Source organism: Saccharopolyspora sp. NPDC000359 (assembly GCF_040300525.1).
In the GTDB taxonomy this organism is placed as follows: domain Bacteria; phylum Actinomycetota; class Actinomycetes; order Mycobacteriales; family Pseudonocardiaceae; genus Saccharopolyspora.
This window is the reverse complement of record NZ_JBEPDU010000015.1, coordinates 28070-40918: the sequence shown is the minus strand read 5'-3', so window position 1 is coordinate 40918 and position 12849 is coordinate 28070. Positions and strand designations below refer to the sequence as shown.

The window sequence follows — 12849 nt, the reverse complement described above, 5'->3', positions numbered from 1 at the left end:
GTCGTGGGCGCGGCCGACCACCCCGACTCCCCGCAGGCACCTCCCAGCGGTCACCGCGGACCGTCCAGTTAGGAGAGACGTCATGAGCACCACCCCACGCGTCGTCGTCATCGGAGCCGGGATCGTCGGTGCCAACCTGGCCGACGAGCTCACCCAGCGCGGGTGGACCGACATCACCGTGCTCGACCAGGGGCCGCTGCCCCTGACCGGTGGCTCGACCTCGCACGCACCCGGTCTCGTCTACCAGACCAACGGGTCGCGGACGATGACCAGGTTCGCCACCTACACCGTGGAGAAGTTCAAGTCCCTCGACGTCGACGGCGCCTGGTGCTTCAACCAGGTCGGCGGCCTCGAGGTCGCGACCACCCCGGAGCGGCTCGCCGACCTGCACCGCAAGCAGGGCTGGGCCACCTCGTGGGGCGTGCCGGGCGAGGTCGTCAGCCCGCAGCGGTGCGCCGAGCTACACCCGCTGGTCGACCCCGAGCGGGTGCTCGGCGGCTTCCACACCCCCACCGACGGCCTGGCCAAGGCACCCCGCGTCGTCACCGCGCTCATGCGCCGCGCGCAGGCCCGCGGCGTGGTGTTCCGCGGCTCCACCCGGGTGGTGGAGGTCCTCCAGCAGGGCGGCCGCGTCACCGGGGTCCGGCTGGACGACGGCAGCGAGGTCCCAGCTGATGTCGTGGTCTCCTGCGCCGGGTTCTGGGGCAAGGCCCTCGGCGAGCTGGTCGGCATGGCGGTGCCGCTGCTGCCGCTGGCCCACCAGTACGTGCGCACCGGGCAGGTCGCGGACCTGGTCGGCCGCAACGACGAGCTGGTCGAGGCCCGGTCGCCGATCCTGCGCCACCAGGACCGCGACCTGTACTTCCGCGAGCACAACGACTGCCTGGGCATCGGCAGCTACGCCCACCGCCCGATGCCGGTGCGGCTCTCCGAGCTGCCCGAGGTGAGTGGCACCTCCGAGGCGGCAATGCCGTCGGTGCTGCCCTTCACCGAGGAGGACTTCGCGCCGTCGTGGGAGCACAGCAAGGCGCTGCTCCCGGCACTACGGGACGCCAAGATCGACACCGGGTTCAACGGCATCATGTCCTTCACCCCCGACGGTGGTCCGCTGGTCGGCGAATCCCCGGACCTGGCCGGTTTCTGGGTCGCCGAGGCGGTGTGGGTGACGCACTCCGCGGGTGTGGCCCGCGCCGTCGCGCAACTGCTCACCGAGGGCCGCAGCGAGCTCGAACTGCACGGCTGCGACGTCAACCGGTTCGACGAGGTCGAGACCACCGACGCCTACGTCGAGGAGACCTCGCAGCGCAACTTCGTTGAGGTCTACGACGTCCTGCACCCGCTGCAGCCAAAGCTGTCCCCGCGGGACGTGCGGGTCAGCCCGTTCCACGCGCGGCAGAAGGAACTGGGGGCGTTCTTCCTCGAATCGCACGCCTGGGAGCGGCCGCACTGGTACGAGGCCAACGGGCGGTTGGTGAAGGAGCTGCCGCCGGAGTGGCAGCCGCCGTCGCGTGACGCGTGGTCGGCGATGTTCCACTCACCGATCGCCGCGGTCGAGGCGTGGAAGACCCGCACCGCGGTCGCGATGTACGACATGACCTCGCTCAAGCGGATCGAGGTCAGCGGCCCCGGGGCGGTCGAGTTCCTGCAGCGGCTGACCACCGGCAAGATGGACAAGTCCGTCGGCTCGGTGACCTACGCGCTGGTGCTGGACGGGGCCGGGGGCATCCGCTCGGACGTCACCGTCGCCCGGCTCGGCGAGGACCTGTTCCAGGTCGGAGCCAACGGCAACCTCGACCTGGACCACTTCCGGCGCGAGGCGCCCGACGACGGCAGCGTGCAGCTGCGCGACATCACCGGCGGGACCTGCTGCATCGGCGTGTGGGGGCCGCTGGCCCGTGACCTCGTGCAGCCGCTGACCCGCGACGACTTCTCCCACGAGGCGCTGAAGTACTTCCGCCTCAAGCACGCCCAGATCGCGGGCATCCCTGTCGTGGCGATGCGGCTGTCCTATGTGGGCGAGCTCGGCTGGGAGATCTATACCAGCGCCGAGCACGGCCAGCGGCTCTGGGACGCGCTGTGGGAGGTCGGGCAACCGCTGGGCGTCATCGCCGCCGGGCGGGCCGCGTTCAACAGCCTCCGGCTGGAGAAGGGCTACCGGTCGTGGGGCGCGGACATGACCACCGAGCACAACCCGCACGAGGCCGGTCTCGGGTTCGCGGTGAACAAGAAGAAGACCGGCTACGTCGGGTACGAGGCGCTCGCCCGGCTGGACCCGGAGTCGATCACCCGGCGGTTGGCCTGCCTGACCGTCGACGACGGCCGCAGCGTGGTGCTGGGCCACGAACCGGTGTTCCTCGACGGCGAGCCCGCCGGGTACGTCACCTCGGCGGCGTTCGGGCACACGATCGGCAAGCCGATCGCCTACGCCTGGCTGCCCGCGTCGGCGGTGGAGGGCACCTCGGTGGAGATCCAGTACTTCGACCGGAAGGTGCGCGCCACCGTCACCGCCGAACCGCTGGTCGACCCGGAGATGCACCGCATCCGCCGCTGACGTCCCCGAACCGGGGTGCGCGGTTCCTGTGACTGCGCCCGCGCACCCCACCCACACCTGCGGGCCCCGCCCGCCGAGCAGGAAGACCGATGCCATGCGCTTGGACACCCTCGAGACGTTCCTGGGCTCTCTCGCAGCTCGGCTCCCCGCCCCGGGCGGTGGGGCGAGCGCGGCGCTGCACGCAGCCCAGGCTGCCGCCCTGACCGGGATGGTCGCCCGGTACAGCGACGGCGAGAAGTACGCCGAGCACGCCGCGACCGTCAACGCGGTGCGTGAGGCTGCGGACGAGTTGCGCGAGCGGGCGTTGAGGCTGGCCGAGGACGACGCCGCGGCCTTCGGTGCGGTGAGTGACGCCTACGGCCTGCCCCGGTCCACAGAGGACGAGAAAGCAGCGCGTTCGCGGGCGATCGCGGCCGCGCTGGTCGACGCGGGCCGGGTGCCCGCGGAGGTGGTGGCGGTCGCCGGTCAGGTGGTCGGCCTGGCCGAGCAGCTGCTCCCGATCGGCAACCGCAACGTGATCAGCGATGTCGCCGCCGCTGCCGACGCCGCCCGCGCGGCAGCGACCACGGCGCGGGTCAACGTCGAGGTGAACCTGGCCGGGATCAGCGAACCCGGAGAACGTGCCGAACTGGCCGCCGCCCTCACCGGCGTCGACGGCATCACCGCCCGCGCGGACGAGGTCAGCGCGGCGGTGCGGGAGGTGATCGCGCGATGACCCTCGCCTCCGCCGAGAGGACCACGGCCGTGCTCAGCGGTACTGCGCTCGCCAAGGACATCCGGGCTCGGGTCAGCACCACCGCGGCGGAGCTCCCCGCGGCCGGGACCGAACCCCGCCTGGCGGTCGTCGTGGCCACCGACGACGAGTCCACCGCCTGGTACGTGCGCTCGATCGCGAAAGCCGCGGCTGGGACCGGGATCCGCTGCGACGTGGTGGACCTGGGTGCCAGCGCGACGCCGGAGCGCATCCGCGGTGAGCTCGGCACCCTGAGCGAGGACCCGGCGGTCCACGGGATCGTGCTGCAGACCCCGCTGCCCGGTGCGGCCAGCCTGGAGGACCTGGCCACCGCGATCACCCCGGAGAAGGACGTGGACGGCGCCAACCCCGTGTCGCTGGGACGGCTCAGCGCCGGGCTGCCCGCGTTCGCCCCGGCGACCGCCGCCGCGGTGGCGGAACTGCTGGAGCACCACGAGATCCTGCTCTCCGGGCGCCGAGCGGTGGTGGTGGGCCGGTCGAACGTGGTGGGCAGACCAGCGGCGCAGCTGCTGCTGCGGCGCGACGCGACGGTGACCGTGTGCCACCGCTACACCCGCGACCTGGCCGCGCACACGCGGCAGGCGGAGGTCCTGGTGGTGGCGGTGGGCAAGGTCGGATTGATCGGCGCCGAGCACGTCAGCCCCGGTGCGGTGGTGATCGACGTCGGCACCAACCCCACCGAGGACGGCGGGCTGGTCGGCGACGTGGACGCCGACGCCGTGACCGGCCTGGCGGCGGGGCTGACCCCGGTGCCCGGCGGTGTCGGACCGGTGACCACGGCGCTGCTGCTTCGGCACACCGTCGAATCGGCGTGGCGGAGCACCGCGTGACCGGGCCGCTCACCACGACCGCGACTCCTCCGACCGCGCACCTGCTGCGGATGCTGCGCGGTCCGCGCAAGCTCGTGTGCGGGATCCTCAACGCCACACCGGATTCCTTCTCCGACGGCGGTGCCCACCGGGACCGCGGTGCGGCCGTCGACCACGGGCTCCGCCTGGTGGAGGAGGGCGCGGACATCCTCGACGTGGGCGGCGAGTCCACCCGTCCGGGAGCCCACCCGCCGAGCGTTGCCGAGGAGCTGGACCGGGTCGTGCCGGTCATTGAGGAGCTGGCCCGGCGCACTGGTGTTCCGCTGTCCGTGGACACCTCGCGCCCGGAAGTGATGGCCGCCGCGGTGGCCGCGGGCGCGACGCTGATCAACGACGTGCGCGCGTTGCGCTACCCGGGAGCGGTCGAGGCAGCAGCCGAGCTCGGTGTGCCGGTCTGCCTGTCGCACATGCTCCGGCCGCCGCACCTGATGCAGCGGGACCCCAGCTACGTCGACGTGCTCGCCGAGGTCGCGGAGTTCCTGCGGCAGCGGGTCGAGGACTGCGCGAGCGCCGGGATCCCGCGCGACCACGTGGTGGTGGACCCTGGTTTCGGCTTCGGCAAGACCCTGGAGCACAACCTGGTCCTGCTGCGGTCGCTGCGCGCGTTCACCGAACTCGGCGTGCCGGTGATGGCCGGGTTGTCGCGCAAGGCGGTGCTGGGGCAGATCACCGGCCGACCGGTGCAGCAGCGGGAGGCCGCATCGGTCACCGCGGCCGTCCTGGCGGCGCAGCGCGGCGCGAAGGTCCTGCGGGTCCACGACGTCGCAGCCACCGTCGACGCGCTCAAGGTGCTCGATGCCACCGAGGGCTGAGCGGGAGCGGTCCGGGCGGTCAGATGATCGCCCGGATCGCCTTCTCGAAACCGGTGACGTGGTCGCGGGCGATCTTCTCGGCCTTGCGGGGCTCGCCCCCGGCCACCGCCTGCAGCAGCCCGACGTGCTCCTCGACGTGCTGGTCGAAGTGCGTGATGCGGTCCAGGAAGACGCAGAAGATGCGGGTGGCGAGGTTGTTGTAGCGCACCAGGGTGTCTTCCAGGTGGGGGTTGCCGCCCGCCCGGTAGACCGAGCGGTGCACCCGCAGGTCCCACTGCATCAGCTCGTGGCGGGACAGCGCCAGCACGTCCATGTCCTGGATGGTGTCGGCGAGCTCGGCGAGCTTGGTGCGCATGACCTTCGGGGCGTGTTCGGCGGCCCGGCGGGCGGCCAGCGGTTCGAGCTGCACCCGGATCTCGGAGATGTAGGCGAGGTCGGTGATGTCGACCCCGGTCGCGAAGGTGCCGCGCCGCGGGTAGGAGATCACCAACCGGTCGACCTCGAGGCGCTTGAGCGCTTCGCGGACGGGGGTGCGGCCGATGCCGAGGGACTCGCTCAGTGCCACGTCGTCGATCGGCGCCAGCGGCGGGATGTCCAGCATGATCAGCTGGTCCTGGATCGCGGCGTAGGCGCGTTCGGCCAGCGAGGTCGGCGGCGGCTCGAGCTGTTGCGGGGCTGTGGTCACGATCCTCATCTTAGGGCCCGAGATCTGGTGCGGGGCCTACCTGAACTCATTTCGCACAACTCTTGCACGGAACTGGTATATCAACCCACCATCAGGAGGGGCGATGTCGCGACCCGGGAGACGCAGATGACCACCTCCGCGTTCGACCTGTTCAAGGTCGGGATCGGACCGTCGAGCTCGCACACGGTCGGCCCGATGCGAGCCGCTCACCTCTTCGTCACCCGGCTCCGCGAGTCGGGCTCCCTCGAGCGCACCGCGCACGTGCGGTGCGAGCTGTTCGGCTCGCTCGGCGCCACCGGGCACGGCCACGGCAGCGTCAAGGCGGTGGTGCTCGGCCTGGCTGGGGAGCAGCCCCACCTGGTCGACCCGGTGGCCGCCGACCCGGCCGTGGCCGCGGTGCGGGCCGACCGCCGCATCACCCTCGGCGGCAAGCACGAGATCGAGTTCTCCGCCGAGGACGACGTGGTCCTGCACCGCCGGGAGCGGCTGGACTTCCACAGCAACGGCATGGTGTTCGAGGCCCGCGACGCGACCGGCGCCGTGCTCGACCGCCGCGAGTACTACTCGGTCGGCGGTGGGTTCGTGCTCGACGAGGACGAGGCGGGCCGACCGGTGCTGGTCGAGGACCGCACCCCGGTCCGCTACCCGTTCACCACCGGCGACGAGCTGCTGGCCTGGACCCGCGAGACCGGGCTGCGGATCAGCGACATCATGCTCGCCAACGAGTTGTCCTGGCGCGGGCGGGACGAGATCCACGCCGGGCTGCTGCACATCTGGGCGGTGATGCGCGAATGCGTGGAGCGGGGCACGCGCACCGGCGGCACGCTGCCCGGCGGGCTTGAGGTCCGCCGCCGCGCGGCGGCGCTGCGGGCGCAGCTGGAGGCCAAGGCCGATGACGCCGACCCGCTGCGCGCGATGGAATGGGTGATGCTGTTCGCCCTCGCGGTGAACGAGGAGAACGCAGCGGGCGGGCGGGTGGTCACCGCCCCGACCAACGGCGCCGCCGGGATCGTGCCGGCGGTCCTGCACTACTGCCGGAAGTTCCTGCCCGGGTTCACCGACGACGACGCGGTGCGGTTCCTGCTGACCGCGGGCGCCATCGGCCTGCTGTTCAAGGAGAACGCGTCCATCTCCGGTGCCGAGGTGGGCTGCCAGGGCGAGGTCGGGTCGGCGTGCTCGATGGCCGCTGGCGGGCTCGCCGAGGTCCTCGGCGGCACCCCGGAGCAGGTGGAGAACGCCGCCGAGATCGGCATCGAGCACAACCTGGGCCTGACCTGCGACCCCGTTGGCGGGTTGGTGCAGATCCCCTGCATCGAGCGCAACGCGGTGGCCTCGGTCAAGGCCATCACCGCGGCCCGGATGGCGGTGCGCGGCGACGGGGCGCACCACGTGTCCCTGGACAAGGCCATCAAGACCATGCGCGAGACCGGCGCGGACATGAAGGACAAGTACAAGGAGACCGCCCGCGGAGGGCTGGCTCTCAACATCGTGGAGTGCTGAGGAGACCGGCGTGAGCGACACCTTCACCCTGACCTTGAGCTGCCCGAACCGCACGGGGATCGTGCGCGCGGTGAGCGGGTTCCTGTTCGAGCGCGGCTGCGACATCGGCGAGCACCGCCAGTTCGACGACTCGGTGCGCAACCGCCTCTTCATGCGCACCCAGGTCGCCGCGCCGGAGGGCGTCGACCTGGCGCAGCTGGCGCGCGAGTTCGAACCGGTGGCCACCGACTTCCAGATGACCTACGAGTTCAGCCCGGGCACCGGCGCGCGCGTCCTGGTCATGGTCTCCAAGCTCGGCCACTGCCTGAACGACCTGATCTACCGGTGGCGGGCGGGCAGCCTCGGCGGCGACATCGTCGCGGTGGTCTCCAACCACGAGGACCTGCGCCCGATGGCCGAGACCGCCGGGCTGCCGTTCGTGCACGTCCCGGTCACCCCGGACACCAAGGAGGCCGCGGAGGCCCGGCTGCTGGCGCTGGTCGACGAGTACGAGGTGGACCTGGTGGTGCTCGCCCGGTACATGCAGATCCTCTCCGACGAGACCAGCAAGGCGCTCTACGGCCGCGCGATCAACATCCACCACTCGTTCCTGCCCGGCTTCAAGGGCGCCAAGCCCTACCACCAGGCCTACGAGCGCGGGGTGAAGCTGGTCGGCGCCACCGCGCACTACGTGACCTCGGACCTGGACGAGGGCCCGATCATCGAGCAGGAGGTCATCCGCATCGACCACACCCACGACCCCCGGGCGCTGCAGACCGTGGGCCGCGACGCGGAAGCCCTGGCGCTGTCCCGCGCGGTGCGGTGGCACTGCGAGCGCCGAGTGCTCCTCAACGGGCACAGCACGGTCGTCTTCCCCTGACAGGTCCGAGGTCGCTCGGTGGCACCTTTCGCCGACTCAGTCGGTGGAAGTTGCCCTGCACCTCCGGAGCTTCGTGATGTGTTGCTCGAAGGCCCCGTGCTCGCGGCCAGGGCGGGGCTTCGTGCCCAGTGGGCACCACGTAGCGGCCTCACGAGTGGGTCCGGCAGCAGACCTCCGACTCCTGACGCCGGTCACCGCGCGCCGAGGTCGACGCGGGTGGCGAGGCGGGAGATGTGGTCGACGACCGCCTCGGTCGGGGCGTCGGGCAGGCCGAACAGGACCTCGGTCACCCCGCAGGCCGCCCAGGTCTCCAGGGTGCCGGGGTCCGGTTTGCCCGCCAGCGCGACGACCTCGGGTTCACCGCCCCGTCCGGCTTGCCTCCAGAGCTCCCGCAGCCGCCGCACCCGGTGCTCGACACCGCTCTCGCCGGGTGTGGTGATCCAGCCGTCGGCGTGCCGCACCACCCAGGCCAGGTTGCGCTCGGTGCCGCCCGCGCCGAGCAGCACCGGGATGTGCCCGGCGCGCACCGGTTTCGGCCAGGCCCAGCTCGGGCCGAAGGTGACGAACTCGCCCTCGTGGCTGGCTTCCTCCTGCGTCCACAGCGCCCGCATGGCGTCGAGGTACTCGCGCAGGGCGGTCCGCCGCCGCCCACCCGGGATGCCGTGGTCGGCCAACTCGTCGGTGTTCCACCCGAAGCCGGTGCCCAGCGCGACGCGGCCGCCGGAGAGGTGGTCGAGCGTCGCGATCGTCTTCGCGAGCGTGATCGGGTCGTGCTCGGTGGGCAGCGCGACGGCGGTGGACAGGGTGATCCGTTGCGTGACCGAAGCCGCCGTGGCCAGCGCGACCCACGGGTCGAGCGTGCGCAGGTAGCGGTCGTCGGGCAGCTCGCGGGTGCCCGTGCCCGGGTGGGCGGCCTCCCGGCGGACCGGGATGTGGGTGTGCTCGGGGACGGCGAAGGAGTGGAACCCCGCCTCTTCCGCGGCCCGCGCCACCTCGGCGGGCGTGGCCCCGCGATCGCTGGTGAACAGCACGACGCCGCATCGCATCGGCACCCCTCCTCCGCTTCGAGCCCACCCCGATTAGAACACGTTCCACTTCTCGTGGCAGGCGTCCGAATGGTCCACCCGGGCTGCTGCGTTCGGTAGTGCGTGGACGGCTCGCGCGGGCAGCGTCGTGCTCGACAAGCACGCCCTCGCGCAGTCGTCGTCCTCTGTGGATAGATCTGGTGAGTGGTCAGTCCGCCCGCCGTGCTGGAAGGCTTCGCCGACGTCGTCGAACCGCTCCGGACCGGCAAGGACGAGCACCTCTCCGACGGCGTGCGGTGCACCCTCGGCCGGGAGCCCCGGACCTTCGCCGAGTTCGCCGAGGCCACCGCTGCGGTCGGAGGCTGGTCGGCCTGACTGGACCGTCGCCGGGGTCCGGGTGGGCACGTCCGCCTGCTGCCCGTGATCCCCGCCGGGGCCGGTGGCCCTCAGGTGGTCCGGTGCGCGTCGAGCCAGGCCACGATCTCGTCGAGCACCGCTTCCTTCTCGGGTTCGTTGTGGGATTCGTGGTGCAGGCCGTCGTGGATGCGGAAGGTGAGGTCCGCCGACCCGGCGTGGTCGCGCACCAGCTCGCTGGCGGTCGGCGGCATCAGCCGGTCCGCGCCACCGTGCAGGACCAGCAGCGGCATGGTCAGCGACGGCAGGCGCTGCGGCATGGCTTCGGCGGTCCGCATGATCTCCACGGCCGTGCGCGCCCGCATCTTGCCGTGGTGGTTGAGCGGGTCGGCGCGGAAGGCCCGGACCACCTCGGGGTCGCGGCTGATGGTGCCCGGGTCGATGGTCCGGATGCCCAGGTCGGGCAGCAGCTTGGCCAGCAGCGGTGCGAGCGCCCGCTCGGGCGTGGACACCGGGCCGGGGTCGAGCGCCGGGGCGGAGATCACCGCCCCGGCGATCCGCTCCAGCGGTGCCCCGGTGAGGTACTGCAGCGAGATCAGCCCGCCCATGCTGTGCCCGTGGACGAACAGCGGTACGTCCTCGTGGCGCTGCGCGGCCAACCGCGCCACGAGGTCGACCCCGGCGACGGCGGCCGCCATGCTCCCGATGTTGCCCCGCTTGCCCGCCGACCGGCCGTGCCCGGGGTGATCCACGGCGTACACCGCGTAGCCCGCCGCGGTGTAGCGCTCCGCGACGTGCCAGTACCGACCGCTGTGCTCGTGCACGCCGTGGACCAGCACGACCACCCCGGCGGGCCGCTCGACGGTCCAGCTCTGCCAGTACTGCCCATTGGACGAGGTTCCTTCGGAGTGCTCTGCCGTCGGCAGCGCGTCGTCGTGGGGAGTGGTCATCGAGCACCTTCCTGGCCGTGTGTGCGAGCTCGCGCGCCAGCCTCGTCGGCTGATCGCGCGAAGGCAACTCCCCAGTGCCGAGGATTGCGGCCGCCCACTCGCACTGCGCCCCGGGCCCCCGAGGAGCGCAAGTTCCACTGAGGTGGTCTCACCGGAACCCCCCTCGGGAGGGTCACCCGACGGTACAGTTTCAGTTGAAACTGTGCCGTCAGGCACCTGCCGCAGCCGCTTCCGCTGACATCCCAGCACCGATCGCAGACGTTGGTGGCGGGCACCTTCGCCGATTGAGTCGGTGAAAGGTGCACTCCGCCCCGGGTGAGAAAACGATGTGGTGGGGCGTCGCCAGGGTGGGGGATGAGTGCAGTTTCAATTGAATCTGCGGGGTTCCGGCGTGTCGGGTGCCCGACGCGCCGGTGGCGCGTCGGGGTGTTCCACTGAGATCGACTCAATGGAATCTGAGGGGGCCTCCATCGGGTTTGGAGGTTTGGTCTCAAGGGGAATCGCACCTCGGCCTGTTGGCGGCTGGGGTGCGGCAGGCCCTGGTGCTGCTCGCGCGCGGGTGTTCTGACCGTTGTAGCGCTTCGTGCATGGATCGTCCGCTGGGTTCACCCCTTCCATCGATGAGCAAGTCCCCAAACCCGCGTTCCTGCTGCGCAGAAGATGAACACGGAGTGTTGCTCCAGTGTTTTGCAGGGTGACGCCCGGTGGGCTGTGACGGTGTTGTGACGGGGCGGTGACGGTGGTCTGGCGTACTCGCCGTCAGCGGTTCACGCCGCTGTCGGAATCCCATGACGCGAACTAGGGGGAACCATGTTCGAACACCTGTCGATCGAGCTGCTGCCGGAGCGCAAGGCCCTCGGTGGCGGCTGGTGGGGCGGCTTCGGCGACAGCTTCCAGAGCCTGGACGTCTGGCAGGACGTCGACGTCGACGTGTGGAACGGCTCCTTCGCCGGGGACGTCAACGTGACGGCGTTCAACAACGCCAGCATCGACCAGAACGGCTTCTGATCGGCAATCCCAGTTCCTGGCCGCCCACCGCTGCTGCGCGTGGTGGGCGGCCAGGTCCGCGTCGATCAGGGTGGTGGCGGGGACCAAGCGGTGTGGAAGGCCGCCCAGATCAGCGCCGGTTTCGGCCCGCCGGTGCGCTTGCGCGCGCTGCCGCGTCGCGCTGCGGGTGACCCGTCCCGACGGCAGCACCTTCGACGTCGAGCAGGACAAGCCGCTGCCCGCCGAGGTGGTGCCGCGGACCCAGCCGGGCATGGTGGTGCGCGTGCGGTACCTGCCGCGCGACGAGAGCGAGGTCCTGCTGGTGTCCCGGGCGAACTCCTGACCCGATCACGTTGTGGGCGCGTGCTTTTCGGCAGCGACCCTCCGCTGCGGACTCCCGGTTGGCGGAAAGCGCCCTCCGGTGGCGCCCGGTGTTGTTACCGTGACGCGCATGTTGATCAACGAGTCCCGCGCCCGATTACGCGTGCGCGCAGTCCGGAGGTGACCGCATGAGCTCGGCCGGATGCCCCACGCTCGACAACCTCGACGACGTGGCCACCGCGTTCCTCTTCGAAGTCGTCGACCTCGGGATGGAGTACGCGAAGCTCGAGGACGGCTTCGTTCCGCTCGCGACCATCCTGGGCGTGGACGGGCAGAAGCACATCTGGAAGCTCGTCGGCGACGAGGACGGGGCGTTCACGCAGGAGCAAGGCGTGGCCCTCGGTCGCGAGAGGCTCCAGGAACTCGACGAGGACGCCCACTGCGCAACGCTGGTCTACGACGGCTACTTCACCGGAGACGGCGAGCGGACCGAAGCGGTGTTCGTCGAGGCATACCAGCTGGGCCGCCCGGCAGGGGTGCTCATGTGCCAGCGCTACCAGCGGCGCCGCGGCGACGTCCAGCTCATCGGCAACCCGATGCTGCTCGACGACGAGGTACCACCACTGGTGCCGCCGGACCGGCAGCCGGTCGAGTACCCCCACCTCGGCCCGGAGGCCAAGCAGTTCGCGCTGAGCGTGCTCGCGGTCGGGCTCGAGGACGTCGAACCGGAGGCGTGCATCCTCCTCCCGTTCGCCGCGGTCGAGGCCGCGGACGGCGCGCGCGACTTGTGGCGCCTGGTCGACGACGAGCAGGACCCCACGGTGGGCGGTGGGCTGGACCTCGGCCGACAGCAGCTGGCCTCGGTCGACCCGACCACCCGCTGCGTCGCGCTGGTCTGGGGCGGCGACATCCCGGACGACGAGGACCAGGAGGGCGCCATCTTCGTCGAGGCCTACGAGCTGGGCCGCCCGGCGGGCGTGCGCCTGGTCCAGCCGTACCGCCGGATCGACCACGACCGGGTCGCCATGCTGGGCGACCCGCAGGCCGTGGAGGAGGCCGAACCCCTGGTCCCGCCGGTCGAACCGACCCGCTCGGCCGCCTTCGCACGCCTCCAGGAGATCGCCGCGCGCAAGCGCGGCTGACAGGTTCCGGGTGGTCGTCGAACCACGACGACCACCCGGG

General features: G+C 71.6%; 13 protein-coding genes. 10 read left to right on the top strand and 3 right to left on the bottom strand.

Translation table 11 applies throughout. The features are described from left to right. Positions 1-82 precede the first annotated feature (82 nt). The 4 genes from ABT324_RS12325 to folP all read left to right on the top strand — a co-directional run bounded on the left by ABT324_RS12325 (position 83) and on the right by folP (position 4986). On the top strand, positions 83-2551 hold the full coding sequence (locus tag ABT324_RS12325) for a GcvT family protein (RefSeq protein ID WP_351175460.1): 2469 nt from the start codon (positions 83-85) through the stop codon (positions 2549-2551). Between the two features lie 94 nt (positions 2552-2645). Further along, positions 2646-3266, top strand: coding sequence for a cyclodeaminase/cyclohydrolase family protein (locus ABT324_RS12320; RefSeq protein WP_351175458.1), 621 nt, complete (start codon positions 2646-2648; stop codon positions 3264-3266). Further along, positions 3263-4135, top strand: a complete 873-nt coding sequence (locus tag ABT324_RS12315) for a bifunctional 5,10-methylenetetrahydrofolate dehydrogenase/5,10-methenyltetrahydrofolate cyclohydrolase (RefSeq protein ID WP_351175456.1) — start codon at positions 3263-3265, stop codon at positions 4133-4135. Before ABT324_RS12320 ends, ABT324_RS12315 begins: the two co-directional genes overlap by 4 nt. Then, on the top strand, positions 4132-4986 hold the full coding sequence (gene folP, locus ABT324_RS12310; RefSeq protein ID WP_351175454.1) for a dihydropteroate synthase: 855 nt from the start codon (positions 4132-4134) through the stop codon (positions 4984-4986). Before ABT324_RS12315 ends, folP begins: the two co-directional genes overlap by 4 nt. 19 nt (positions 4987-5005) lie before the next feature. Here folP and ABT324_RS12305 read toward each other — a convergent pair whose 3' ends face one another. After that, positions 5006-5680, bottom strand: coding sequence for a GntR family transcriptional regulator (locus ABT324_RS12305; protein WP_351175452.1), 675 nt, complete (start codon positions 5678-5680; stop codon positions 5006-5008). Positions 5681-5797: 117 nt separating this feature from the next. On the opposite strand from ABT324_RS12305, the gene ABT324_RS12300 reads away from it, so the two are divergent. Next, positions 5798-7171: an L-serine ammonia-lyase gene (locus tag ABT324_RS12300; protein ID WP_351175450.1), complete on the top strand. Its 1374-nt coding sequence runs from the start codon at positions 5798-5800 to the stop codon at positions 7169-7171. A gap of 10 nt (positions 7172-7181) precedes the next feature. After that, positions 7182-8030, top strand: a complete 849-nt coding sequence (purU, locus tag ABT324_RS12295; protein WP_351175448.1) for a formyltetrahydrofolate deformylase — start codon at positions 7182-7184, stop codon at positions 8028-8030. 191 nt (positions 8031-8221) lie between these two features. Here purU and ABT324_RS12290 read toward each other — a convergent pair whose 3' ends face one another. Next, positions 8222-9076 (bottom strand): LLM class F420-dependent oxidoreductase, encoded by an 855-nt coding sequence (locus ABT324_RS12290; protein WP_351175446.1) that lies wholly within the window; start codon positions 9074-9076, stop codon positions 8222-8224. 183 nt (positions 9077-9259) lie between these two features. Between ABT324_RS12290 and ABT324_RS12285 the strand changes: the two genes are divergently transcribed. Continuing rightward, positions 9260-9430, top strand: coding sequence for a hypothetical protein (locus ABT324_RS12285; protein ID WP_351175444.1), 171 nt, complete (start codon positions 9260-9262; stop codon positions 9428-9430). Between the two features lie 71 nt (positions 9431-9501). Here the strand turns inward: ABT324_RS12285 and ABT324_RS12280 are convergent, their stop codons facing one another. Continuing rightward, positions 9502-10359, bottom strand: a complete 858-nt coding sequence (locus tag ABT324_RS12280; protein ID WP_351175442.1) for an alpha/beta hydrolase — start codon at positions 10357-10359, stop codon at positions 9502-9504. Between the two features lie 810 nt (positions 10360-11169). Here ABT324_RS12280 and ABT324_RS12275 point away from each other — a divergent pair. The 3 genes from ABT324_RS12275 (at position 11170) to ABT324_RS12265 (ending at position 12809) form a co-directional block, all read left to right on the top strand. After that, positions 11170-11367, top strand: a complete 198-nt coding sequence (locus tag ABT324_RS12275; RefSeq protein WP_351175440.1) for a hypothetical protein — start codon at positions 11170-11172, stop codon at positions 11365-11367. A 166-nt stretch (positions 11368-11533) separates the two neighbouring features. Then, on the top strand, positions 11534-11689 hold the full coding sequence (locus ABT324_RS12270) for a hypothetical protein (RefSeq protein ID WP_351175438.1): 156 nt from the start codon (positions 11534-11536) through the stop codon (positions 11687-11689). A 166-nt stretch (positions 11690-11855) separates the two neighbouring features. Continuing rightward, positions 11856-12809, top strand: a complete 954-nt coding sequence (locus tag ABT324_RS12265) for a hypothetical protein (protein WP_351175436.1) — start codon at positions 11856-11858, stop codon at positions 12807-12809. The last annotated feature ends 40 nt before the right edge of the window (positions 12810-12849 follow it).

Bases quoted from the DNA above. Each gene is read 5' to 3' on its own strand.
- ABT324_RS12325 (WP_351175460.1), top strand. From the start codon at position 83: ATGAGCACCACCCCACGCGTCGTCGTCATCGGAGCCGGGATCGTCGGT.
- ABT324_RS12320 (WP_351175458.1), top strand. From the start codon at position 2,646: ATGCGCTTGGACACCCTCGAGACGTTCCTGGGCTCTCTCGCAGCTCGG.
- ABT324_RS12315 (WP_351175456.1), top strand. From the start codon at position 3,263: ATGACCCTCGCCTCCGCCGAGAGGACCACGGCCGTGCTCAGCGGTACT.
- ABT324_RS12305 (WP_351175452.1), bottom strand. From the start codon at position 5,680: ATGAGGATCGTGACCACAGCCCCGCAACAGCTCGAGCCGCCGCCGACC.
- ABT324_RS12300 (WP_351175450.1), top strand. From the start codon at position 5,798: ATGACCACCTCCGCGTTCGACCTGTTCAAGGTCGGGATCGGACCGTCG.
- ABT324_RS12290 (WP_351175446.1), bottom strand. From the start codon at position 9,076: ATGCGATGCGGCGTCGTGCTGTTCACCAGCGATCGCGGGGCCACGCCC.
- ABT324_RS12280 (WP_351175442.1), bottom strand. From the start codon at position 10,359: ATGACCACTCCCCACGACGACGCGCTGCCGACGGCAGAGCACTCCGAA.
- ABT324_RS12275 (WP_351175440.1), top strand. From the start codon at position 11,170: ATGTTCGAACACCTGTCGATCGAGCTGCTGCCGGAGCGCAAGGCCCTC.
- ABT324_RS12265 (WP_351175436.1), top strand. From the start codon at position 11,856: ATGAGCTCGGCCGGATGCCCCACGCTCGACAACCTCGACGACGTGGCC.